The sequence below is a fragment of the Exiguobacterium sp. s11 genome, from assembly GCF_018619015.1.
Taxonomy (GTDB): domain Bacteria; phylum Bacillota; class Bacilli; order Exiguobacteriales; family Exiguobacteriaceae; genus Exiguobacterium_A; species Exiguobacterium_A indicum.
In genome coordinates this window covers 98,054-123,598 of sequence record NZ_JACSNF010000005.1, presented here as the reverse complement: position 1 = coordinate 123,598, position 25,545 = coordinate 98,054, and the positions used below count along the sequence as shown (strand labels likewise).

Below are 25,545 nucleotides of genomic sequence, written 5' to 3'. Positions count from 1 at the left end.
TCATGATAATACGTGATCTACCAGATTATTATGATTCAATACATTGGAATAGATTAAAAAGATTAATAAAGAATTAATAAGAATTAGAAAAACGCTTCACCTCCTCAAGCGTGTAGTACCAACAAAAACTAAGCATTTTACGATTAGGGAAACAAACATCACAATTTGTAGAAATTCAAGAATTTCTGTTTTTTATGATTCCATTCAATGATTTTGTTCAGAATCTGTTGAATAAGCAACGTAACAAGCTGTTTTTTTAACAATAGAATTTGTTTTTTTTCCTAAATAGTATGGCATATTGATATTGTCCTTGGATGGATCAATACAATGAGTAGCATAACGATGAAATCGATCAATAAGACTCAAAATAACGCTTAATTGTTGTCTTTTCACAAATATTTTCAAAAAAAAGCATGACAAATAGACCATCATGCAATGGCCAATTTTTCCGATACGAATCGGAGGCGCTCATTTAGATAGAGAATGGGCGATTCAAAGAAGAGACGATAGAGTTCTGCATCTTCGAGACGTTCGCCGTATTGGTAGAAATCGTTTCGAATCGAACGAATGACTTCATCACAGGCAGCAAATCCGTACGTATCACTCAACGACTGCAGCGATGTTTGTGGAACTTCTAGTGCATCGAAATCTACATAATCACGAGCGACTTCGCGCAGATCGAACCAGCTAATCAACGTACTCGCCCGTTCAGCTTCTCGGATACGCTTACTATTGATCTGGTCTTCGAGTTTCACGTGAAACATTAAAGGACGTGTTACAGTATGTATCCGCTTCTTAAGTGAGACGTTCTCTTTGACTGCAGATAAGAAGTCTTTCGTGTTCTCAACCAAATGCACATTAAAGAACTGAGATAGTTGATCGAGCATGCCTTTTACAGCCAAACGGTGTCCACAATAACGCGGTAGGAATCCACGTACTTCATCATAGGTTAAAGTCGCTTTCTCCTGAGACTGGACATTCACGTCCCGCTCTACTTGCACAAGAGCACGCAACGCGACACGAAGGATGTTCACATGCTCAATATCCATCAGTTGGCGTACCATTCCACACCAAAGAGACGTATAACCGGTCTTCGATGTATACGTACCACCTTCTTCAAAGAGGTCACGGTAGTTTTCGAGATAATCTACGAGTTCAATAGTGACGACTCCAGAGAAATGAATCGAGTAGTGAATAAGTCCAGCGGATTCAAAAAGGCGCAGGTTATTGTGTAGCGATCGAACGGAGGTACGCGCATAGTGAGCTAATGCTTCACTTTCCATCAATGAGAGAACGCCTTGATCATCGCAATGCGATAAAAGCGTCAACAAATGACGAATACGAGATTTTGTCCATTTCAAAGCCAGGAAGGGTCCTGGAATGTTATAGTGGTGCTGTTCGTATAAGAAACTATCTTGACGTTTTGTCCAACGTGTTAAACCACTCATCGCGATCAGTAATTTATTAGCGACCAATACGTGACGATTTTCGTGTTGAAATGACATACCTACACCTCCCTACTCTGAACTATTATTACTAGTATCCTGTTCAGAAAAGGAACTGTCAAAATGCATTTTCGGTACGGTTAAAAACGACCAATGTTCTACAAACGTTGATATGAAGCCGTTTTCAGATGCAAAAAAGATGTCATTTTAGTACGGTCAGAAACGACCAGAATAGCTGAAATCCTTATATGATGCGCTTTTTAGAGGTTTTTACTAAGTAAATTCATACATGTAGCGATGTAAAATGTCATTCTGGTACGGTACATAACGACCAAATGATTAAAAGTGTCATTTCAGTACGGGATAGAGCGACTAAAATGTTTAAAAGTGTCGTTTGAGTACGGTATACGACGACCAAATAGGTAAGATAGTCGCTTTAAAATAATTTTTAAAAATTGTTCTAAAGTGCAGAAGTGTCATTCTGGTACGGTAATCAACGACCAAAACTATAAAACTGTTGTTTTGGTACGGTGATCGGCGACCTAAATAGATAAAGTGTAGTTTCGGTACGGTCAAATCCGACAAAAATGCTAAAAATATAAGGAAAAATGCCGTTTTAGTACGGCAAATAACGTTTAAATTTGAAAAATGGTCGTTTTACGACATGATTCGACATTTACGATCACAAGAGGTTCTGGAGAATATTTTATCCAGTCTTACATGAGTCTGTATAAAGAGAGGATGAATAAACAATAATACAGAACATATGTTCTGTATTATTGTTTATGATTCCCAAACGACCATTTTTATTGGTATTACTCTAAAGTTTGTAAGTATGAACGTTTCTTCTAAATTGAATAATGTAATTAGTGTGGAATATAAGAATGAGTGTTGTTGACTTCTGCTTATACTGATTGTGGAATCTCTTGTGAAGCAATCATAAAACGACCAAATTTATCGATGTTAAAATTACACGATAACTAATTATGATTTAATAAGTCACGATAAGGTATATAACACATATGAGGATATACGGTGAATGACTAGCATCTAGTTTCAATGACCACATAACTATATTTAAAAAGAGGCTGGGACATAACTAGCTGAATTTAACGAAAAGAAGGAATTGCCATCACTCAGGATGTGCAATTCCTTCTTTTTTCATCGTCTCTCGTCAAGCTGCCCTTCGGGCAACGCTTTGGATGAGCCATTTTCTCAAATTTACGGCCATGAGGATGAAGCCGAGCTCACGCTTCACCTTCGCTTTTCCTCGAACAGAAAAGCGAGTGAAACTCAAATTAGCCTTCAGATATCCAAAAACTGGTTCCACGTCTATCTTCCGTTTCGCATAGAGGGATCCTGTTTTTTGATCTGAAAGCCATTTTTTCATCTGTTCTTTTTGTTCTTCCCATGAAGTGTTTATGTGTACCTGTCGGTTACGCCCCTCTTCGGCCTTTGTACAACGGGAGCGGAATGGGCAGCCATCACACCCTTCACTTTCATACACCTTGAAATCACGCGTGAATCCGTAACGATCTGTTCTCTTGGACATGTAACGGAATGTTACGTCCTGTCCATTAGGGCACACAAAACGATCCGACCTTTCATCATAAGGCCAGTTCGCTGTTTTAAATGGATCATTGCGCCATTTTCGAGACTTTTCTTTTTCGAACATCGTGTAAGGGATGAGTGGAATGCGCCCACGGCGCATCAGAATATCCTGATAATTCTCCTGACTCCCGTAACCGGCATCCGCAACGATATGCGGTGGCAGTGTTAAATATGAGCTGACCTCATCTAAAAAGGGGAGTAACGTCCGGGCATCCGTCGGATTCGGATAAATATCATAAGCGAGTGTGTATTGTCCTTCGGTCGCGATTTGAACGTTATAGCCTGGTTTGAGTTGTCCATTTTGCATATGATCTTCCTTCATTCGCATGAACGTCGCGTCCGTGTCCGTTTTCGAATAGCTGTTCCGTCCAGCGAGCGTCCTCTTTTGGAGGGCGTATCTCTGTTTCCGCTCGATGAAATCTGTAATCTCCTTTCGAAGGAGACGTGGTTCCTTCCGTTCAGAGCGTATACGTTTTCTTTCTTGGGTATCCGAACTCGCCTCGATTTTTTGGTTGATGGAAGCGATATGTGCGTCTAAAGCTTCACCCATGTGTTCGAGTTCTGAGAGAGTGAGCTCGTCCGGGCTTTCACGTTCAATTTCCGATAGGATGTCTTGTTCGACGAGGTTGTCATAGATACGATTCGATTTGTCCACGAGAGACGCACTATGACGTTCGATCGATTTCCGCCAAACAAAGGTATATCGGTTCGCATTCGCCTCTAACTTTGTACCATCGATAAAGATGGCTTCTTCGTTGATTTCTCCCATCTCGACGAGATGGCAACGGAAGGTAACGAAGGCTTGCTTCAATATCGGAGTGACTGCGAGATGTACTCGAAAACGGTTGATGGTACGATAGCTCGGCGCATTCCCTTGCGCTAGCCACATCATCCGCAGACTATCGGATAGTAATCCCTCAATCTTCCGACCGGAGAAGACCGACTGTGTGTAGGCACATAAAATGATTTTCATCATCATCCACGGATGATAAGCAGGGCATCCGGTCGTCCGCATGAAGGGCTCGAACACATCGTCTGGAATGGATTCGACGAGATGGTGGACAGCGAACGCGATATCATTTTCTTGAAGACGAACTTCTAAATCTAAGGGCAGAACCAGCTGGTTCATGTTATAATCTTTAAACATAAGGGCACCTCTGATGGTTATGGTTTGGTCACTTTAACTTTATCAGAGGTTGTCCTTATTTGTTTATTCAGAATCGGTTTTCATCATAGAACAAGGCCCTCGAAACGACTACACGTTTCGAGGGCCTTTCATTTGTGAAACTGAGTTATGTCCCAGCCTCTTTTATTTAAATTCATGAATAACATAGTAAAATCGCTTTGTTTTAAACGACTCTAAGTTACCTATAATAGAAGTGCATTTCTGCGATCATCATGTTCCCAGCGTTCTAAGGGATGGAAGTACAAGAAATAGTAGTCACCAGATCGATGCCAATCTTGAATGATAAAATCAAGTTCTTTAATGCGATCCAAATTGGTTTCAAGCTCTTTCAAGTTTTCTGCTTTTCGACTCTTATTGAATCGAATTGAGTGTGTAAACTGACGCCAATGCCGTTTCGCGGGCATTGCTTCGTTTAATTGATAAGAGTTAAGTCGTTCCTTTTGAAGTACAAAGGATAGATGGTAAGCGAACGTTCCTTTTAATCGCTCAATCTGTTCTCCATAGATACTGATGATCTGTTGTTTTAATAAATCATCATAGACTTCCTCTGAGACGGTGACAGTGATTTGTGTGTCCCGCTTAACAGAAGAAGCATTACTAATTTTAACGGAGGAGAAGAGACCAAAGATCGAGAGGTCTCCTTCCTCATTTCTAACGGCTACGCGATAATACCCGAGTTTTACAAGACGTTGTGTTGTGAGAGTATAGCTTTTCCCACTATCGTTTCCATAGATCTTCTTAACAAGTTTTGAGATGGGGAAGACGATTTTTCGACTCGTTTGAAACGTTACATCGCGATATGACAGAATTTCGTTAAAGGCCTCAAAATCACGTGCATCAAGGTCTGGTACTTTTCCGTCGAGTTCTGCAAGAAACTCGTTACTGACGAGAACGGATAAATTCGTCGGGATACCTTGCTTGTATTTAGGGACGACAGCGGAGAAATCGTGAAGGTCAAGAGATAAGTCAGTTAACATACTGTCCCCTTGATTGAACTTTTCCGTCGTATTTTTCATGCGATCAGCGATTCCAAAGAACGGTACAGTAATCGAGGTAGAAGTGGCCACATGTGCTTTTGGTTGCGCACGTTTCAATTCCTTCGCAACCTCGCCAATGACCATTAGAATATCGGTCCGCATCGTTGTCGTTTGCTGATTTTTCGTCTTTTGTCCCCAGTGCGGATACGTATGGATCAGTAAGTTATTATTTTCAGCCCATTCCTCAAGTTCCTGTATGTGTTCTTGCATCAATTTCTCAACACTATCAGCTGAGAACTTTCGCTGAAATCCTTCTTTTCCCGCAATATCCCAATACTCAAGATACATTTTATGAAGTCCTCGTAGTTCTTTCATCGGACCTTTATTCTCTACATAGTTTTTTACGGCTGCCCGTACCCAACGCCGTTTTAATTTCTTAAAGGAATAATAACGGAGCTTGGTATAAACATCTTCTTCATTTTGAAATTCATAATATTCTTCATAGAGTTGATTGACATATGCTTCGACATCAATGATATCGATAGAAATCAGTTGTTCGGTAACATCGTTCTCGAGCAATGTCTTCGCTGCTTGAGATACAACAAGTTGTCTATGTTGGACGGATGAGGTAGAGTCCATAATGCACGCCCCCTTAATTCGATATAGCTAGCATAGCATGTCTCAATAGGAGTGGGGAAATTAGATGAAAAGCGTGCGCCGGCGCACGCTTTTTATCTAATTGATAGCTGTATAACCGTTTTTAGAGATCTTTTTAAAATAAACGTTTCACGTGAAACGTTTATTTTTTTAGTATTACTATTAGTTGTATAGATAAAATTCATAATACAGTTTAATTCTGTGTTTAATTATCACTAGATATATAAAGCAAACAAAAACGTGCGCTGACGCACGCTTTTGTTTGGTAGTTATATCTAATTGATCCACCAAAACTAATATATCCTTTCAGGATGTCACCGTTGTATCTTCATACCAAAATAGAGAGTAATCTATCATCAGTGAGGTTTCATTTTGTTGTCTTAGCATGGTAGTAATATTACCTAGATGATACGTACCATGATTAGATACGTGTAAAAGAATTTCTTCAAAAGTTGTTTCTCGTGAACCAGACCAAGGATTATTTACATCTAACGTCACAGTAAGGTCTGAGTTTTCACTTAAAAAGTTTTGATACTCTGTAGCGACAATTTTGAATGCAGATTTAAATTCTTCAATTGTATATGCATCAGTTAATGGTAATTGACTCATCGCATCCTGCAACGCTTGTTGAAATTCTACTCTTTCGAGAATATAAATCCACATGGTATCAACAGCAAGAATGTGACTAAGCGTTTTAGCGATAGAAGGATAAGAACTTTTTACCTCATTGTTTAAAACATCTTTTGGTAAACCACTCAGGTGACCTAACATCGATTGTATTGCCCACTCATGATATCCATACATTGTTTTTCCAGCATTCATTCAAATCGCTCCTTTGAGTTTAGTAATAACTGTCTGACTACATACATTATAAGAAAAGGATATATGACAACTGATTGTCATATATCCTCATAAAGATTTACTATTTTTTTTGCTTCAGTTTTTAAAACTTCTTGTAAGTATAAGGGGTGAATAACAACTACTCCTGACCTGAAACTTAACAAAATGTTAATTAACCATTCTGCATGTAATGGTGTAGGTAATAGAAGCGTTATTGTAAAACTGCCATCTGTTTCTTGAACCATCGATTGATGTTGAAAATGATTTAAAACTAAATGAATGAAATCAGGATGTACTCGTAGAATTATACTTTCTTTTAAAGGTTGCACAAATGGTTTCTCTTCAGGAATCGGATGATTTTTTTTATCGATGTAGTAAGTCTTTGGAGATTGAGTATATGAGACACTTTAAATTCACGATAATCGTTTCTTAAATAACAATAAGCATAGAGATACCATGTACGAAATTTATACCGAAGAGAAATGGGATCTACTTCTCGAGTAGTTTGTTCCTTTTGAGCACTGATAAATTGAAAATAAACTTTCTTTGATTCTCTGATGCTTTTTTGTAAATCAATTAATAAAGCTGGTGCAACAGATTGATGAGCTAAATCAATCTGTAAATGATTTTTTTGTTCTTCTAGCGTAAGAATGGATAGGCGTTCCAGCGCACTTTTTAGATCTTGATCACGTAATTGCTCTGATAAGCTTTTCATTAGAGATAGTACATTGACCATGGAAGACGGATCTAAAAATGTCTTGTCCCATTTGTAATTCTCAATGATACCAAAACCTCCATTTGTCCCATGATAAGAAGTAATAGGAATGCCAGCTGCACTAATGGTTTCGATATCTCTATAAATAGTTCTTTGAGAGACATTTAATTCATCGGCTAATTGAGAAGCCGAAATTGTAGAGCGATGAAGTAATTTAAAAATAATAGCTAGTAAACGTTCAAGTTTCAATGTTTTCTCCTTTACGCTAAGCATAGTAACAGTTTTGTTGTGTGTTTCTTCTTTTTAAGTATATAAGATTTGTTTACAAAAAAATTGAAAAACACTTTAAAAACGTTAAAAAAATACAAAATAAAAAGTATGCGCCGGCGCATACTTTTTATTATTTCACTTACCATATTTTTGATGAAAATAGCTAGCTATACACTAACGCGAAATATTCATTAGACCTATTCTATTTTAGAATGTATTAGGTAGTAAAGCATAAGCATTTAACGCCATAAAAATTAAAAACTAATACTTATAAAATAAAATGTGTACTCTATATGGGAAATTTAAAAGCAAGGGTTTCGTTTGGAAATCAATGTATGTTAGAATTCAGGTCAATTCAGCTATGCATTTTAGCTAAGCTAAAAGGAGAGTGGAGGAAATGGATCAGATTTCGTTCTTAGGGGTTTTAGGTAATATCTTTTTTATCATTATCGTTTTCTATTTTTTCTACAAAGTTATTCAATACATTCGACTGAAATGACTCTTTATTACATATAGTTTATTAAATGAGTAAGATGTAATGATTTACAGAAAAAATCCTCGATATAATATGTTTTGTATAAAAGTGAATAACAAAAATCAAAAAGCGTGCGCCGGCGCACGCTTTTTGATTAAAGCAGAATGAAACGATGTCTATAACGTCATTATTTAGAGGATGGACGTTCAAGCGTTAACAATTCATCATCTAATGATGAAAATTGATTTAATACAGCTGCATGAGCATCCTGAATGCCAACATTGTAAAAATGGACTGCGAGGGACTCTTTGATGAAATCGAAAACACGTTCAGCAGCGAACTCAGATAATTCTTCGTCACGCTCTTCTAAGAAAAAGTCTTGAATGGATTGAATGATTTGTTGTTGCTGTTCTGTATTAAACCGATCGAACATAACGACGACACTCCCTTTAGTTTTATTGCTGTCTTAATGGCCTAAGGAAACTATAAGAGAGCTTGTCTTAAAATCACAGACTATACTTTATCTGAAAAAAATGTACACGCTTTGATTAAAACGTTTTTTTCAATTTTTGCAACATCCCATACCATCCCTGAGACAAGAAATTACGGACCTGACCTTGTGGTTGATTTGCCTTTGGGACTAAATCATAAGCATTTTTCCAGCCACCATGATTCACGGTAAAGATTGTCAAGTCATTCATTGTACTCAAAGAGAAAGTCACAATCCATCCGTCCTCATCCCAACGAAATGATAATTCTTTTTCTGGCAGTACGCTGAGTACTGTGCAGGGAGATGGACCAAAAGGAGATTGAAGATGAAATTGATACCCTGGACGTGCAATGAGATCGTTCGGCATAAACCATTGAGATAGAGAACGAGCGGTCGAGATTCGCCCCCAAACTTCTTCAATAGGAGCTTCAATAGTGACCGAGTGATTGATATCTTCTACAGCTTGATTCATCTTTTATTACCATCCAATCTTATTCATTTAGTTAAATCGTTAAGACTAATAAAAAAGAAAAAACTTCTCTCTTAGTTTCTGTGCTAAAACTAAGTTCATTACAATATAAGTGTTAGGTTTGATCGCAAGCCTTTCCATCGCTATCTCCGTCTACTTCATTGTTATCATTCCTAGACCACAAGCGACTAAATAAATATCTTAAGTTGTCGAAGTATTAGAAATCATCATAAGCATAGTCTGCATTCTATGATACATATATTTTAGCTACTAACTTAGTTTCGTTTAACTAAAGCGTGTTACTTAATTATATACGAAAGCAAAATCCTGAGAAAGAAGCTGGTCTACATAATGAAATCAGCTCCTTTTTCAAATTTTTTTTCTTTATTAATAAGCTGAAGTCACTATAAAACATAAAAGGAAGCTAAAACTTAAAGATTAAAGCGACTATGGACTATTATAACTATTCTTTTTTAAGGAAATTATTTCAATTTTTAAATTGAAACATCAACACTATTTATACTGATAAATACAACTTAATCCGAATTATCATGAAGAGGATTTACTATTCTTCATGTCGATTTTATTGTACAAGTTTACCTTATAATTGATCATTCAAGAACTATAAATAAATTGGCTTCATAGTTATTCTATTTCTTCTTCGATGGTATAAAAACTCACTATGAGTTTTCTAGAAGGATTAATAGATAAAAAGAAGTGGTGAGTGACTTAAAGATGTAAAGGTCGTTCATGTTTAACCAAAAAAAAAGTAGGGGAAAATCAAATATTGGCACGTAAGATGTTTCTTCGCCACTTAATTATCGTTTCAGAAAATTTATTATAAGGAGGAAATAGAAAATGAGTAGAAAAGAAAACACATTCATTGAAGTATTTAATACCCAAGCGGAAGTTTTGAGTAAAGTAAATGAATTAAAAGCACAAGGGTATGATGAAAGAGACATGTATGTTGTAGCTCAAGATAAACATTCCTTCTCTATGGTAGAGAATCAAACAAACGTTAATGTAGAAACTGCAGGTGAACAGCAGAACCAAGGGTTTATGGGGAAATTCATGGCTGCTTTTTCAGATGATTCTTCAACTGAAGCATTTCGAGGAATGGGCTTAACACATGATGAAACAGAAGAATATCGTCGGCAAGTAGAGAATGGTAAATTGGTTCTATATGTAGACAACGATTACAATGACACTTATGAGAAACACAATCAAAGTTACAATCAGTTTACTGGTGAAAGCGAAAATCAATACGACCGAACTGGGGTAGATGCAAATCAAGATCATAATGATCATCTTGCAGATGTAAATCGGACTCAAGGATACGATCACACATCAGGTGCCGATCGGGCGGGTGTCACTGGAATGAATAGTGACACAGAGGAAGAACGTCTCCGCTTGCATGAGGAACGACTAAATGTTGATAAAGAAAAAGTACAAACTGGAGAAGTAAATGTCAGTAAGCATGTAGTGGAAGATGAACAATCAATTGAAGTACCAGTCGAGCGTGAAGAAGTTTATGTAGAGCGACGTAAAGTGGATCAAAATACGTCGGGAACAGACGCATTCGTGGATGAGAATGACTCCATCCACGTCCCACTCACAGAGGAACGAGTCGTCGTCTCAAAAGAAGATGTGGTTTCCGAAGAAATCGTCGTCGGAAAACGCAAGGTGCGTGACACAGAAACAGTTTCTGAGACAGTACGACGTGAGGAAGCAGATATTGATGAAGGTAACGCTACTAAATCCGATTTAAATCGAGAAGATAACAATAGACTATAATAAATGTAAAACAAAGAGGAGGTAGCTAAACAGCTACCTCCTCTTTGTGAGGAAAATGAAAGTACACAAGACATGTTCATAGTGAGGATTACTCTCAAATTGGATGTAATAGACGATAAATCTCTACTATATTCAATACTTTGACTGCTTACTTATAGTAGGATCCTAAACTTGTCTGATAATTGTTTCAAGAGAAATGAAATATTTAATTGTATTCAAAGTCAAAAGAGAAATAGGCTCATTCATGATATATCAGAAAAAATAAAGTAAAAAAATTAATTCCAGTCGCATGCGTTTCCATCGTTATCGCGATCTAAGTCGTGTGGATCATCCATAGGACCTCCGGCAGCAAGATAAAAATCTTGAGCAGCCTGCGGAGTTGAAAAATCTCCACAATCTCGGTCTGCGCCATACGGATCATACTCAAAATCGGTTGCCACTTCTTCTTCCTCTACATATTCTTCTTCGGGAATATCCTCGTATGCTTCTGCATCAGCCAGATTATCTGATCCTTCTGATGTCTCGATACTTGCTAATGATGATTCAAGTTCTTCTATTTTCTCTTCGGCTGCAATCCGTTTCGTCGCTTCTTCCTTTAATTCACTTTCAAGAGCAGAACGTTTGTCTGCTTCTTCCTGATAGCTTTCAACCGCTTGCAGACGTGACGCTTCCTCGCGTGTTAACTTCTCTTTCAGCTTCTTCGTTTCTTGCTGTTGTTCTTTCAGCTTAAGTTCTGCGTCTTGCAAAGATGCCTTCAATTCTTTCGCTTCTTTTTTTAGTGCAACCAACGTCTTCGTATCTTGTGAAGAGGAGTCCGCTTCTATCTTTTGCGTCTCTCTCCCATCCACCATGTAAATAGAAATTGCCAAAGCGATGAAAACACCCAACCAAACGACAACAACAGGATGTTTGATAGGATTCCGCAGTCTCGGTTTGAAATAGAAGTATAGACCTAAGATAGAGATAAGCAAACCGATGACATTCCAGAAGCTGATCGTAAACAGCAAAAGGTATACAATCGCAATCACGACAAGTAGAATACCTCTACGAATCTGCATAGATTCACCTCCTTCTTAATAAGATGTATACGTTACATTTATTTTACAGCTTAGTCAGAAAAAATCACTATATATAATGAAATTTATTTCCGTTTTATATGTTTTCGAAATGAAGATATTCTTGAAAAGAAGCGAAAAAATGTTTTCAATCGATAATGAATAAAGTTTTTTGAATTCTTCATCATGAAATATTAAGACTAAACTAGAATGAAATATAATATTTTTTTAGGAAATGATTAAAGTGATGTAAATAAAAAAAGAACAATTCTTTTCTTAACGAGAAGAATCGCTCCACTACTTACAAGTGTGTCAAATCGTACTTTAAATAGTAAGCATTGATTTAGTGAAACTATCATTTTGAGACGGCCTATATAATTGAATTTATTTTATCTTCGAGAAAGTTCAATCGGTTGTGATGTATTTTCCTACTTTCTTATCAGTTATTTGTACTCCATCTTTATAACCAACAATCTCAAAATGATTTGATCCAGTTTGATGAATTTCATACTCATTATTAGACTCATCTTTAAACGTTACTTTAGCAAAATATTCACCTGTTTTAGAGTCTCGTTGAATTTCTTTTTTCTGAACTTGTCGTTCGTAGTCATGTTCTTTGAGATAAAAATTAATGTTCCTTGTAGTCTCTTGTTTTTCATCGTAGTAAAAGCTCTTATAGGCTGATGCCCCTATGATAACAATCCCTAGAATCATAAGAATAGAGACAAATATATATGCCTTTTTCATAATGATGCCCCCCAAACCAATATAATATCTTCAGTATTAATATTAACATTAATATCCAGTTTGATGCATCAGTTACATTATAGAGGTATTTGATAGTACGTTTCAATGGAGGCAGAACCAGATTTAAGTATCATTAAAAATTGTAAGAAGTCAGAGAAAGTATTTTATAAAGCGAAATCTATCGTTCAATTGTAAGATAGTAATATCCTTTTTAAATTCGGGGAAATTTCAATAGAAAAGTGTTACATTAATTATTGTTATATACATATTGATTGGGGGGTACTTCTTTGCGAAAAATCGGCTTCTTTTTTCTATTATCCAGCTTTTCAAAGTTTTGGTTATCTATATACCTAACTGATTTTTATATGCTTAAGAAGTTAGATGTATATGGTAGTATTGGGGAAAATGGATTTTCAGCAGTTCCAAATCTTGTTTTGTGGATCATTGGGTTAGAGTTCGTGATTGGGATATTGTTGATTATCTCAGGTGAAAAATTATTTACTATAGAGAGAAAAAAGACGACGGATATTTAATAAAAAGTCATCAATTCCTTATGGATTTGATGACTTTTTCTGCAATTACCCGCAAAATGACGATTTTTCTAAAAAAAATTTTATACATTTCAACTTGAGATAAAGTAGATAGAAGGATAGTTGTATAAACCATGGATTTCTTTTATAGAATGTCAATTTTGTATCTTTTTATCTTAGCGTTATTTCTTAATCCTATTTATTTTTCTATTACTGATACATAACTTAACAAAAAATTGTTTGCAGTAAAATGATTCGAATATTCCACGGTAGCTCTATTTTTATCAGATCCTTGAATGACTCCATTCAAGGATCTGTTTATTTTTGATGCTGATACTCCTTTCATGAAGAATGTAAATCACTATGAATAACAGAAAGTGAACCATAGCCAATCATCCAATGATAAAAAAAGAGTAATAAAAAAACATTGACTTATGACTGTACTGACCATATCATACAGTTATTAAGTGTATTAGTGTTTTAATACAACGTTCATTAAGAGAGGTGATGTTATTGCATTTTGATCAACGTACCTCGATTTATCTACAGGTACTTTATTGGTTTAAAAAACGTATTGTCATGGGCGAATTCAAAAGAGGAGAAAGTATCCCTTCGCGTCGCGCACTGGCAAGTGAGCTTAAAATTCATCCGAATACCGCGCAAAAAGTGTATAAGGAACTGGAAGAGCAACTGTTGATTACAACTGACCGTAACGTTCCGAGTAAGGTGACGCTGGATCAATCCATCATCGATCGAGCGCGAACAGAACTTCTCGAAAATGCAGTGAAGCAATTTGTGGATTCGATATATGCAATTCAGATTCCATTAGAAGAGGTCATTATAAATTTTGAGAAAGAATACAACATTCGAAAAAGGAGTGAGCTAGATGCTTGAAGTCCGTGGATTACGAAAGTCATATGGTCGAAAAAAGAATGTCCTGAACGATGTATCGTTCACTGTCCCGTTAAATCAACTGACCTGTCTCATCGGATTGAATGGGGAAGGCAAGTCTACCATTTTGAAAGCCATCATGGGCTTAGTCCCAGTAGATGCTGGAACAACCAAAGTGGATGGGAAAACGACCCACGATAGCATCGCTTTCGTACCTGATCTTTCTACGATGCCTGGTTATATGAGCGTCGGAGAAGCCGTCGCCTATATGCGCGACTACTATCCGGATTGGGATCAACAAGTAGCAGAGGAACTGATGGGGTTCTTTAAATTGATGGCGACAGACCGCATCGCCAATTTATCGAAAGGGAATAAAGCAAAGGTTAATCTGTTAATTGGATTTGCGATGAATCGACCTTTCTTATTGCTCGATGAACCGTTGGCTGGGATTGATTTATTTACGAAAGAACAAATTGCGTGGATCTTCTCTAGTCACTATATGGAAGGGAAGGGCATCTTGATGACGACTCATGAGATTGCAGAAGTGGAACATCTCATCGACCGCGTTATTTTTCTTCAGGACGGGACCATCATACAGGAAGATGACTCGGAAGAGATGCGTGAGCTTTACGGGAAATCAGTACAGGATCGAATGAGGGAGGTTTATCAGACATGAAGAAATTCTTTATGCTATCAAACGAGGAAATCAAGCGAAGCTTCAAACTATACCTTTCGATATTGACGATGTTAGTGATTGTTGAACTCACATCGGTCGTATATCAGGTTCTTCATTATCAATCTAAGCTGGAGGATTTGATGAAAAAAGAGCGACTTACGGAAATGGAAGCCGTTGATCAATTGAATGGACCGTTGACGTTTGGCGATGCGACCAACTACTTCAAGTACATGATTGCCATCGGTATCATGTTCACGATTCTATATGCCTTTCAAATTTGGTACCGCGATTGGTATGGCGAGTCCAAGTACATCTACCGTTTATTGATGTTGCCGGGTAAACGCATCACAATCCTCTTATCCAAACTGACAACAGTATTGGTATTTGTGTGTGGTTTCATGGGCATCCAGTGGATCACGATTCTTCTAAGTCGTCGACTCTACGAATGGTTACTCCCGGAACATTTACAAGCAGCATCCAAAATCATCGGGGAGTCAGCTGCGTTGAACATGCTCTATACCTTTAATGTGATCGATACATTCGTTATTTTAGCGGTCGCACTCTTCGTCATCACGATGGTCTTCTTGTTCGTCTTAACAGAGCGGTCCTACCAAAAAGGGAAAGCCTTGGTGACGATCGCAAAGGATGTAGCGCTCTTGATCGTACCATTCATTGCATTACGTTACTTATTTGATTTGACTAGCATTCTCGTCCCGAATCAACAAGTATTCGTCTATCTTTCCTTTATCCTCATCTATTTTGCATATATAAGTTGGAAATGTGTTCGACTATTGAACCATAAAGTATCTATTTAATCATTAGAAGGAGGAAGTCATGAGACGATATAAAGAAATGATTATCGTAGGAGGTATTGCTGGCGTCACCTTACTCAGTTATTTTGGTTACGCCGTAAGCATTAAAGGATCGGATTATGAAGTCGAGAGTATACGAAAAGAAAATGCAGAAGCTCTTAAAAAAGTAAACATCGAAATTGAAAATGGAGACATCAAGCCTACTCAATACAATATCCAATTGGACGGTCAAATCCATAGTGAGTCGCAGAACTATATCACAGGGTTGTTCAATAGCTACGCTGCAGACTTCCCTGCTGATTTCTATCGCTTTCTTTCTAAGGAAGACGTATTTACTAGTGAAATGGGCTCGCGGACATACGGAATTGAAGTAAAGGCATCTCAGTTGAACTATCATTCTTATGACAAAAGTACACAGAAACAATTTAAAAAGACGCTTTCTCATCGTTTAACGGTACCGGATCGTGAAATGGCTGACATCCGTGTCTTCCATCAAGACGGCATGAACGTATACGTCCAACGGGATGATCATGGAGCAAAGGAAAAATCGACGGTGTTATTACTCAACCTTGCAAAAGGAAAAGTGGAGACGCTTCAATCCAAGCAACTCAAGACTAATCAAGAGCGTCATTATGTGGCAGTGAACGACTATGGAATTGTCTATCGTGAAATCGCATATGATGCGGAAGGGGTAGAAAAAGATAGCGCTTATTATCTAGATAACGGCAAAGGCATCAAACGAATCAAAGCACTTGATGCGTATGCAGCGGAAGGGAACTTTAATGCTGATGAAAATAGCCAATCACTGATCGCTTACGGTACGTTTGATTCAGAAAAAAGTAAAAGCATCAAATGGAGTACCTATGACTTTAAGACGAATCAAGTCAAGCAACATCAAGTGGAAGGGCAGCGTGCTTACCGCTTCAATGGCTCCTATACGATGATTGCGCAGGGAAAGCTATACCATATCGCTAATATCAATGATTCGGATTTCCAAGTCACGGTAATCGATACGAAAAATGAATCGATTTCGTATCAAGGAATCATCAAAGATAAAAATGCTAAAAAGAATCGTTTGGTACAGGATGTCACTGTATCGGAGTAATCGTGATGGACTCATGATTCACCTCGTTTACTCGCTTTTTAGAATACTAGAAATGAATTTATCTGTCAGAATCATTGACAGGGGTTTTCAAGACCACTACAGTGAAGATAACTTAAATAGAATCACTAGGGGTGTTATTAAACTGAGATGAGTAGCTACTCAAACCCTTTGAACCTGAACTAGGTCGTACTAGCGTAGGGAAGTGTAAACTCTGATGAACAAGCGGAGACGATGATATCGTTCTTTGCTATGTGATTATTTAGATGTGCGCAACTTTCCTTTTGGAGAGTTGCGTTTTTTTGTTTACTACTTCGCTATTTAAGTTGCAAAAATGGATGAGGGAGTGGACAAGAATGAGCAGAACAGTATTAGTGACAGGAAGTAGCCGAGGACTTGGGGCGACGATTGCAAGGGTGTTAGTGAACAATGGATTTAAAGTGGTGATTAATTACTATAAAAGCAAGGAGGCAGCAGAAAAGCTTGTGAGCGAACTGGGAGCAGAGAATGCACTTGCCTTGTATGCAGATGTTACGAAGCGGGAAGATGTTGAGAGCATGATGCAATACGCAACAGCACATTATGGTCAAATCGATGTTGTCGTCAATAATGCACTAGTAGATTTTAAATTTGATCCGGTTGCTCAAAAATCGTTCATCGATTTAGAGTGGGAAGATTATCAAAAGCAACTTGATGGAACGCTAAAAGCAGCTTTTTTCACCATCCAAAGTGTCCTGCCGCAATTTATGGAACGACATAGCGGTAGTATCATCAGCATTGGAACAAACCTTTATCAAAACCCAGTTGTTCCTTATCATGAATACACAACAGCAAAAGCAGGTCTGATTGGCTTTACTCGAAACCTAGCCGCGGAGTTAGGTCAATATGGCATAAACGTGAATGTCGTCTCCGGTGGGTTATTGAAAGTCACAGATGCGAGTGCTGTGACAACCGCTGAAGTATTCGATTTCATTGCCCAATCGACCCCATTGAAAAGAGTGACGAGTCCAGAAGAAGTAACGCAAATGGTCGCCTTCCTGGCATCAGAAGCAGCATCTGGGATTACGGGTCAAAACGTAACGGTCGATGGTGGGTTAACGATGAATTGAAGCGGGCGTTTTAAAAGATTCTCAGCTTGTCAGAGAAGGGATTCGTGAACAGCAGATGACGAATAAAAATCAGTTAAATATCGGCGTTTTGTTTTATGGATGTGGTCATCATCAAGCCGCATGGTTAATGCCTGATTCCGCGATTAAAGAGATCGGAGAGAGCCGCTATTATCAGCGTCTGGCTCAAATAGCGGAAGCTGGATGTTTGGATGCAGTATTTTTTGCGGATAATCAATCTTTTCCGGCTAATAATGCAACTGATTTACCTGCCTTTTGGTTGGATCCTTTAATTAATCTAACGGCTATTTCTCAAGTGACGGATCATATCGGATTAGTTTCTACGATATCGAGCACGTTCTCCAATCCGTATACAGCAGCAAGGCAACTTCTAAGCCTAGATCACGTGACGAAGGGGAGGGTAGGCTGGAACTTAGTGACCTCGATGACGGATTGGGAAGCGTTAAACCACGGGATGGATGCACTTCCACCGAGGGAGGAACGGTATAACAAGGCGAACGAATTCGCAGCATTGATGGAGAAGCTATTTTTATCTTGGGATCAAGCGGCTTTTCTCGCGAATCGATCAGATAACCAATTGATTGATCCTGAACGTATACAAGTTATCGATCATTCTGAAGCCTATTTCAGCGTAAAAGGTCCTTTGTCTACGCCGCGTAGTCTCCAAGGAAAGCCAGTAGCGATGCAAGCGGGTGCTTCTGAAGAAGGGATTGCCCTTGCAGCCAAACATGCGGATGCCGTATATTCTGTGTCATGGAATTTTAGACAAGCCCATGCTTTTCGTGAAAAACTCCATAAGAAAATTAAACAAACTGAATCACCAGATCGAAAGATTAAGATATACCCAGGCTTAGTAACGTATGTTGGTAAAACAAGAGAAGAGGCACTAGCCAAAAAAGCCGAACTAGATGAAAAATTACCGGTTGAAAATGCGTTGAAACAATTGAGTTTTTTTTTGCAGCAAGATTGCTCCACATGGGATCTCGAAGCAAAGATTCCGACCTTACCATCGATCGAGGAATTTTCCGGACCCATCGGACGCTACCGAACGATTCTAGAGATTATCGATGATACAGATCCGACGCTCAAAGAACTATTAGGCTATTTAGCAGCAGGAGGAGGACACCTGACATTGATTGGTACTCCGGAAGAAATTGTGGATCAGTTGGAATTTTGGTTTAACGAGGGAGTAGCAGATGGCTTCAACTTGATGCCGCCGTCACTACCGTCAAGTTTAGAAGATTTTGTAGACATGATCATTCCTGAGTTACAAAAAAGAGGATTGTTTAAAGTGTCCTATCAAAGTACTACATTTAGAGAGCATCTAGGTTTAATCGATTAAATTAGATGAAAAGTTTAGTTAAATTCCGAAAAGATTTCGAAGAAAGCCTTGAAGATCAAATATGAATCGGCGTGACTTAAGATTTACGAACTTTAAAATTTAGATGAAAGAAACGATACAAATCTCAGTGTTGCAAAATCTCGAATGGGAAGCTCAGCATCCAGAGGAATTTGAATTATATCGTGAAATCTCAGAGACGCGATTATCGCGCTATAAAAATATAATCACACTGATTTAAATGTTAAAAAGCGACATTTGTAATATGATAATCACAATTTTTAAAATTAAAATGCTATATTTTTCTTATACTAATTAAAGGGGTGTTTTTGTTTGGCTGGTACTTTTGATTCTTTAAATTCAATTTTTTATTTGTTAGGTTTTTTAGTTTTATTAAATGTAATCTTTTTGGTTGTTCCATCTAAAATTTCATCTTTTGTATACATATCATTTAATACAGTAGTCCTCGCCGTCATTTCAATCATGTTGTTTTTCAAAGCGGGTTCTTTAACTGACGATCTAAATAAAGATGGATCAAGCGTGCCATTTTATTTAACTATTATCATTGGAATTCTTGTTATTATTGCAATTCCATTAGGTCTTAAAAACAAAAAAGTGAAGAACTTGAACTGAACCAAAAAAAGTTAGGCAATAAATAATTTGTCAGGCGACCTTGAGGACCTGAGTCCGGTATTCCACAGGGCTCAGGTTTTTTAGTCGTCTCTTGATACGACGATGGTTATAGTACTCGATGTAACGCTCAAGCTCATATTTGAAGTGATCCATGTCATCGAACTCCTTGAGATATAGGAGCTCTGACTTGAGCACGGCGAAGAAGCTCTCGATGGCTGCGTTGTCGAGACAGTTGCCCTTACGGGACATACTTTGCGTGATGCCATGTTCGTGGAGCGTACCGACGAACGCTCGATATTGATAATGCCACCCTTGGTCGGAATGCAGAATCGGTCGGGCTTTCCCGTCAAGCTTCCCGATTGCTTGATCCAACATTTCACCAACGAATTGATAGGTAGGGCGGTCCGATAGGGTATAGGCAATGATCTCACGATTTCCCAAGTCCATCATCGGCGAGAGGTAGAGCTTCTCCCCGAACAGGTGAAACTCAGTGACGTCAGTCACCCATTTCTGGTTCAGGCCGGTGGCCTTGAAGTCACGTTGGAGAAGATTCGGTGCGACCTTTCCGACCCGTCCTTTATAGGAGCGGTATCGCTTCATGCGGACGAGACTTTTGAGACCGAGCTCATTCATGAGACGGCGCACGGTCTTCGGATCGTGCCGGTAGCCCTGGCGTTCGAGAAGTGCGTGGATGCGACGATAGCCACATCGTCCCATACCGAGCACGCGGAGGAGTCCCGAAACGGGATAGATTGACCGCAATTCATCGATTACTTGTGCCTTGATCCGGTTCGTCGCGCATTCTCTTCTTGAACCCTTGAGCTTCTCGACTTCTGTCATCTCTTCAAAATCCTTCTTTTTACGTCTCGCCATCGGGGCACGTCCTTTCGGTCTGGCGACCAGACCTGCGGTCCCTTCCCGTTCATACGTCGATCGCCATCTCGAGATCATCCCTGGGGAGGAATTCGGTATTTTACGGCCGCCTCTATACTGGACAGCCTGTTGGTCGCCATGTCGTTTAATACCACCATTTTAAATGCCGGCGAGTGTGTTGTATAGGAAGGATCGAAGATCGTCTCTCCCCAACGTTCATAGAGACGCGACCACACATGGATACGTTGATATGCGATCCCGATTTCATTCGCCAAGCTCTTGTATCCGTCTCGTCCCGTCAGATAACGTTCAACGACCTTGATTTTAAATGCCTTCGTATATTTGGTCATAAAAAACACTCCATAAAAGTTGGATTTTTATGTCCAACTTTTATGGGGCAGTTCAATTAACCTTCTCTCTTTTTTATTAGGCTTTCTATTCAGTAAAACAGAAAAATTATTTTTTTCTTAGTTGAATAACTTTTGATAAAATTTCTTTGGCGGAATCACAACTATTTCTTTTGTAATAGGTAATTTAATCAAGTCTTCCATTCTTACTAAATATATTGGATGACTAGAATCATTTAAATCAACATGAGCATCCTTAGAACAAATACAGGTAGCGGGATCAAACATTTTGATAATATATACTTCTCCTAAATTTTCTATAGATACTTTAAGCATAATTTTATTCTTAATTAAAAGATTAGTTATTATTTCTCTATATAACATTAAAAGAATCCAAGTGATAAAAAAGACACCTATGAATATAAGTATAGTGTTGGTCATATTTAGGGATTCAGATACGAATATTACCCATAGAGTATAAATAAAAGTTAATATGTAAGTTAAATAAAAAGCTAATTCTCCCATACTTAAATAACGTTTCTTTAAAAGTTGATCGTCAGTTAAAAACCTCCTTTCAAAATTGGTATTTGATAATAAAGACATTCCAGAAACAAACAGAGGAAGTAATGAAAAAATGAATACAATTATCGCCGATACTTCATATGAATTTCTTCCTTTCACCTTTTATGAACTAATCTACGAAGTTTAAAGTATTAAGTTTCTTTAGAAATGAAAACTAAATGCTTTCTCTATAAAACGGTGATTTGTGGACATGTGCTAGAAAAAAATAAAGTGTACTATTTATACTTATTGAAATAATACCAATTCGTATATCCTCTAGAATTTTGCATATGATAAAGTTGACATACATGTAATACGAGGAAGTATTCGATTATCCTATTCATTTACGAGGAGGGATGTTGTGGAGACTCCATTGATGGAATTACAAAGATATAAAAACTTTGATGAGTTAGCTAATGATCTTCTCGATCTTGCTAAACAAGTCTTACCGGAACAACTGTTCTATCTGTCGGTTTTCAGCAATACCCAACAATTCATATTAAAACTTTCAAATGAAAGAGCGAACATTCATATTACTGAAGGAATGGTGGTAGATTTAAATCAATCGGTATGCAAAAGGATCGATTTTGAAAATAATCAACCTTTGGTCTATGAGGATATCAATGAAGATTGCTCAATTGATGAAGTGAAGACACTACTCAGAGAAGTTAATATTCAATCTTATTTAGGGATTCCAATATCTTTTACCGATGGTAAGAAGTTTGGAACTTTGTGTGCGGTAAATGATGAGGTGAGCATTTTAGATGAAAAAAGTATCAATGTACTGCAACGGATTGTAAGATTGTTCTCTTATTACTTAGAGTTGGAGCGATTCGCATGGAAGGACATGTTGACGGACCTCTATAATAGACGCTATTTAAGTAAGTATTTTGAAGACCATCCGATTCAAGACGGTGCTCTCTTTTTTCTTGATTTAGATGGATTTAAGAAAGTGAATGATGGATATGGACATGATACAGGGGATACCGTCTTAAGAGAAGTAGCTTCTCGGCTAAGCGCTATTGTGGACGAACAGAAAGATTCGTTTACCGTACGTTTAGGAGGAGATGAGTTCATCCTCCACTTTTCTCAACTTTCTACTAAGGAGGAGTGGAGTGAAATAGCGAATCGAGTCATAAGCGCTCTGAACACGTGGGATACACCGTATAAAGTATCGGCAAGCATAGGGATCGTAATGTATGAAAAGGACAAAGTTGAAAGTTTAGACATCCTTCTTCGACATGCAGATGCTGCATTATACGATGCCAAATCTGCTGGTAAGGATACTTTCAAATTTTATTCTTGAAATAATAATGGAAAGGGAGAGGGCGTCAAGTGACGTTCGCTCCCTTTCTTATCTTAACTCCAGGACAAAGATCCCACTTTCTTGTATATATACAGAACATTTAGTCGCCGAGTTTTTTTATTACACAGGTGAAAGAGAATTCTTTGAATCCTTTCGTATAATAAGATGCAATTTCCGTGTATGTTTGAAGTGATGAAAAAAGTAGACTCTCTAATCCTTGTAAGCATGTTGCATCATAAAAAAGCGAAAGAGGAGGGATCTAACTATGATGCAAATTAAAGCATCGACCAATTATGCGATTCGAGTTCTTTTATTTGCTGCTTCTCACTCGAATCGTTTAGTCCAGCGAAAAGAGATCGCAGTTGCTTATGGAATCTCAGAAAATCATTTAATGAAGATTGTTTCTTCTTTAAAAAAGAATGGTTTCTTGGAAACGGTACAAGGCAGAAATGGTGGTCTTCGATCAAGTAAATCACCTGAAGACATTCATATAGGAGAAGTCATCATGCTTTTTGAAGATATGGTCTATTTGAAAAGTATAGAACCCATTTCCTCAGATGAGAATCTTCCGATTCAACGAAATTTAGATCAAGTGTATCTCCTCTTTTTTAAGTATTTAAATTTCATTACCTTGAATGACATGGTGAAAATAGAAAATAGATAAACCATTTGTTCTAGCCGTTTAGCAATCGAAACTTTACGCGCATGAAAAGATGCTTGTTTAGTGTTATTGAAAAAATTAATTAGGTCTTTGAATCTAAAGCATATAGGCTTTTATTTATTGTATATAAAACGGTCGTTTTATATAAAAATCTAATATACAAATAAACTTAGTAGAATGACCGATAAATGTTATATTTTCTCGTATATTAATCAATGTCTAATTATTAAGGAGATTTGACGTTTTATATAAAAAGTCCCTTAATCATAAGGTAGCACATTTAAATTAGATTTTTTTAATTGTTGAAGATACGTATTCGTAGTCGTTATTGACTCATGCCCCGAAAGATTCATGACTTCATATAAAGGAATACCATTCGCTAATAGCTTTGTAATAAAAGAGCGGCGAAACCAATGGGGTGAATTTTTTTGTAATGTTAATTGTGCGGAAGCAGCTTGAGCGATAAGTCTCAATGCTTCATAAGAAATAGAATTATTATTAGTCCTAATATTGAAACAAATATAAGGATTCGTTAACCCTTCAATTTGCATTAATTGCTTTAATCGATCGATAAGATGGATTGATTTTTGGGATAACGGAATGCGTCGCCACTTTTCACGCTTCCCTTTAAATTCAATATAGTTACTAGAAGAATGCTCTTGAACCTGGCTGAACTGCAGTGCTAGTAATTCACTAGCCCGCATTCCTGTCGTCAACAACAAATAGCCCATCGTCTCATTCCGCAGCTGCAACAGCTCGCGATTCTTTTTTTGCTTTACCGTGTGGCGAAAGGCAAGTGCAATCGCCTCCATCTCGTCGAAGTCGATCTCGCGGCGGAGCGGCTCCGGCTTCATCTGGTCCTTCACCTGTACTGACAGATCACGCGAGTGATAATCATTAACGTGTAGAAAGCGCAGGAAACGCCGCAACATGGCGTTGCGTCGTTTGACGGTCCGCGGTGCATATTGGTCATGGACGTCTTTTAAGTACTCGTGCAGGTTGAGGATCGTCAGCTGCTTGACGCCCTGTGTCTTCGTCACAAAGAAGCGGAGAATATAATCGAGATCTTGTTTGTAGGCCCGCTTCGTATGCGGGCTTTTTTGACTATAAATCGGAAACAACTCCGTCGCCCAGAACAGTTCGAAGATCTCAAGATCGCTCAGTGCTTTCATATTTAAATGATCGTTCTCAAGCACTGCGAGTAGCTTTTCCCGGCTATCGGCAAATGCCAGTACTGCTTCTTCTTTAATCACGATTTCGTTCATTTCTTCTTCGTTCATCAACTATCCTCCGATCTCTCTGCTCAACGCTTCCTCTTTTGACACCTTTTTTGTTCATTTGCTAAGTAAAACATCGATTATTTACGTATTACATTCAATTATTATTGATATACATGGGTATTTAAAATGTAATCGAGTAATTAATAATTGTATTACATCATTTATCCATATTCAGTATAACAAATAACTACTTGTGATAACAGCTAATTATCACAAGTAAATTAAAGATGAATGAAAAGGTGACATAACACAATTATTGAAAGAATTAAAGAATAGTCACATTTCCAAACAGTATTAAGGGCTTCAATTACTTCAGCTAATTATTTCATCTCATTAAAAAGAGAATACTATTTATTTTGAGACAAGCGAAATCGAAAACTTAAAATCCGGTTTGATTGCTTAAGACATGGGGATGAGAGAAGAAACATTAGGATCGGTAGGAGAACATTTATCCGTTAACTGAAGTTAGTGGGAAGCTACATATAAAAAACAACATTACTGACAATGGATACTAATAGACCAAATAAGCTTCCCTATATAGTTGTTTCATACAACTATATAGGGAAGCTTGGAATTTCCGCTAATGAGTTGAAACGATTTATTAATCGACCAACGTTTTATAAAATTGGAACGTGTTCTTCTCAAATGCTTTTGTTGCATATAAGGCAGCGTCTAC

The 25,545-nt window shown here is 37.8% G+C and carries 22 protein-coding genes, 1 pseudogene and 1 riboswitch; of the genes and pseudogenes, 10 read left to right on the top strand and 13 right to left on the bottom strand.

Features of this window, described 5'->3' with window-relative positions:
• Window positions 1-428: 428 nt before the first annotated feature.
• The 8 genes from KNQ12_RS14530 to KNQ12_RS14495 form a co-directional block, all read right to left on the bottom strand.
• Entirely contained in the window at window positions 429-1,505 is a 1,077-nt protein-coding gene (locus tag KNQ12_RS14530) for a hypothetical protein (RefSeq protein ID WP_214749205.1), read from the bottom strand.
• A gap of 1,114 nt (window positions 1,506-2,619) precedes the next feature.
• On the bottom strand, window positions 2,620-4,203 hold the full coding sequence (locus KNQ12_RS14525; protein ID WP_214749207.1) for an IS1182 family transposase: 1,584 nt from the start codon (window positions 4,201-4,203) through the stop codon (window positions 2,620-2,622).
• 221 nt (window positions 4,204-4,424) lie between these two features.
• Window positions 4,425-5,858: a hypothetical protein gene (locus KNQ12_RS14520; RefSeq protein ID WP_214749210.1), complete on the bottom strand. Its 1,434-nt coding sequence runs from the start codon at window positions 5,856-5,858 to the stop codon at window positions 4,425-4,427.
• A 324-nt stretch (window positions 5,859-6,182) separates the two neighbouring features.
• Window positions 6,183-6,698, bottom strand: coding sequence for a DinB family protein (locus tag KNQ12_RS14515; RefSeq protein WP_214749213.1), 516 nt, complete (start codon window positions 6,696-6,698; stop codon window positions 6,183-6,185).
• A gap of 77 nt (window positions 6,699-6,775) precedes the next feature.
• Entirely contained in the window at window positions 6,776-7,045 is a 270-nt protein-coding gene (locus KNQ12_RS14510) for a WCX domain-containing protein (RefSeq protein WP_214749217.1), read from the bottom strand.
• Window positions 7,033-7,680 (bottom strand): helix-turn-helix transcriptional regulator, encoded by a 648-nt coding sequence (locus KNQ12_RS14505; protein ID WP_214749220.1) that lies wholly within the window; start codon window positions 7,678-7,680, stop codon window positions 7,033-7,035. Before KNQ12_RS14505 ends, KNQ12_RS14510 begins: the two co-directional genes overlap by 13 nt.
• A gap of 683 nt (window positions 7,681-8,363) precedes the next feature.
• A complete protein-coding gene (locus KNQ12_RS14500; RefSeq protein WP_214749224.1) occupies window positions 8,364-8,609 on the bottom strand; it encodes a DUF2164 family protein in 246 nt (81 codons plus the stop codon).
• A 115-nt stretch (window positions 8,610-8,724) separates the two neighbouring features.
• Window positions 8,725-9,138, bottom strand: coding sequence for an SRPBCC family protein (locus tag KNQ12_RS14495; RefSeq protein ID WP_214749227.1), 414 nt, complete (start codon window positions 9,136-9,138; stop codon window positions 8,725-8,727).
• Between the two features lie 855 nt (window positions 9,139-9,993).
• Here KNQ12_RS14495 and KNQ12_RS14490 point away from each other — a divergent pair.
• Complete coding sequence (locus KNQ12_RS14490; protein ID WP_214749230.1) at window positions 9,994-10,929, top strand: DUF2382 domain-containing protein; 936 nt, start codon at window positions 9,994-9,996, stop codon at window positions 10,927-10,929.
• Window positions 10,930-11,204: 275 nt separating this feature from the next.
• Here the strand turns inward: KNQ12_RS14490 and KNQ12_RS14485 are convergent, their stop codons facing one another.
• Both KNQ12_RS14485 and KNQ12_RS14480 read right to left on the bottom strand, forming a co-directional pair.
• Window positions 11,205-11,987 (bottom strand): O-antigen polymerase, encoded by a 783-nt coding sequence (locus tag KNQ12_RS14485; protein WP_214749233.1) that lies wholly within the window; start codon window positions 11,985-11,987, stop codon window positions 11,205-11,207.
• A 402-nt stretch (window positions 11,988-12,389) separates the two neighbouring features.
• Complete coding sequence (locus KNQ12_RS14480) at window positions 12,390-12,731, bottom strand: DUF3139 domain-containing protein (protein WP_214749235.1); 342 nt, start codon at window positions 12,729-12,731, stop codon at window positions 12,390-12,392.
• A 1,037-nt stretch (window positions 12,732-13,768) separates the two neighbouring features.
• On the opposite strand from KNQ12_RS14480, the gene KNQ12_RS14475 reads away from it, so the two are divergent.
• The 7 genes from KNQ12_RS14475 to KNQ12_RS14445 all read left to right on the top strand — a co-directional run bounded on the left by KNQ12_RS14475 (window position 13,769) and on the right by KNQ12_RS14445 (window position 19,841).
• On the top strand, window positions 13,769-14,155 hold the full coding sequence (locus KNQ12_RS14475) for a GntR family transcriptional regulator (protein WP_214749238.1): 387 nt from the start codon (window positions 13,769-13,771) through the stop codon (window positions 14,153-14,155).
• Window positions 14,148-14,828, top strand: coding sequence for an ATP-binding cassette domain-containing protein (locus KNQ12_RS14470; protein WP_214749241.1), 681 nt, complete (start codon window positions 14,148-14,150; stop codon window positions 14,826-14,828). The genes KNQ12_RS14475 and KNQ12_RS14470 overlap by 8 nt, the downstream gene beginning before the upstream one ends.
• The gene (locus KNQ12_RS14465; protein ID WP_214749244.1) at window positions 14,825-15,643 is read left to right on the top strand and encodes a hypothetical protein; all 819 of its coding nucleotides are present in this window, start codon (window positions 14,825-14,827) and stop codon (window positions 15,641-15,643) included. Before KNQ12_RS14470 ends, KNQ12_RS14465 begins: the two co-directional genes overlap by 4 nt.
• A 37-nt stretch (window positions 15,644-15,680) precedes the next feature.
• Window positions 15,681-16,745, top strand: coding sequence for a hypothetical protein (locus tag KNQ12_RS14460; RefSeq protein ID WP_214749247.1), 1,065 nt, complete (start codon window positions 15,681-15,683; stop codon window positions 16,743-16,745).
• Window positions 16,746-16,862: 117 nt separating this feature from the next.
• A riboswitch (TPP riboswitch) is annotated at window positions 16,863-16,963 on the top strand.
• A gap of 135 nt (window positions 16,964-17,098) precedes the next feature.
• Window positions 17,099-17,851 (top strand): 3-oxoacyl-ACP reductase, encoded by a 753-nt coding sequence (locus tag KNQ12_RS14455; RefSeq protein WP_214749250.1) that lies wholly within the window; start codon window positions 17,099-17,101, stop codon window positions 17,849-17,851.
• A 55-nt stretch (window positions 17,852-17,906) separates the two neighbouring features.
• Window positions 17,907-19,211, top strand: coding sequence for an LLM class flavin-dependent oxidoreductase (locus KNQ12_RS14450; RefSeq protein WP_214749253.1), 1,305 nt, complete (start codon window positions 17,907-17,909; stop codon window positions 19,209-19,211).
• A 330-nt stretch (window positions 19,212-19,541) separates the two neighbouring features.
• The gene (locus KNQ12_RS14445; RefSeq protein ID WP_214749257.1) at window positions 19,542-19,841 is read left to right on the top strand and encodes a hypothetical protein; all 300 of its coding nucleotides are present in this window, start codon (window positions 19,542-19,544) and stop codon (window positions 19,839-19,841) included.
• A 30-nt stretch (window positions 19,842-19,871) separates the two neighbouring features.
• Here the strand turns inward: KNQ12_RS14445 and KNQ12_RS14440 are convergent.
• A pseudogene (locus KNQ12_RS14440) lies at window positions 19,872-21,064 on the bottom strand (IS3 family transposase).
• A gap of 117 nt (window positions 21,065-21,181) precedes the next feature.
• Window positions 21,182-21,586, bottom strand: coding sequence for a hypothetical protein (locus tag KNQ12_RS14435; protein ID WP_214775483.1), 405 nt, complete (start codon window positions 21,584-21,586; stop codon window positions 21,182-21,184).
• A 397-nt stretch (window positions 21,587-21,983) separates the two neighbouring features.
• Between KNQ12_RS14435 and KNQ12_RS14430 the strand changes: the two genes are divergently transcribed.
• Together KNQ12_RS14430 and KNQ12_RS14425 are read left to right on the top strand one after the other, a co-directional pair.
• Complete coding sequence (locus KNQ12_RS14430; RefSeq protein ID WP_353047629.1) at window positions 21,984-22,928, top strand: sensor domain-containing diguanylate cyclase; 945 nt, start codon at window positions 21,984-21,986, stop codon at window positions 22,926-22,928.
• Window positions 22,929-23,193: 265 nt separating this feature from the next.
• Entirely contained in the window at window positions 23,194-23,592 is a 399-nt protein-coding gene (locus tag KNQ12_RS14425; protein ID WP_214749263.1) for an RrF2 family transcriptional regulator, read from the top strand.
• A gap of 257 nt (window positions 23,593-23,849) precedes the next feature.
• On the opposite strand, the gene KNQ12_RS14420 is transcribed toward KNQ12_RS14425, so the two are convergent.
• Window positions 23,850-24,869 (bottom strand): tyrosine-type recombinase/integrase, encoded by a 1,020-nt coding sequence (locus tag KNQ12_RS14420; RefSeq protein WP_214749266.1) that lies wholly within the window; start codon window positions 24,867-24,869, stop codon window positions 23,850-23,852.
• Window positions 24,870-25,545: the final 676 nt, after the last annotated feature.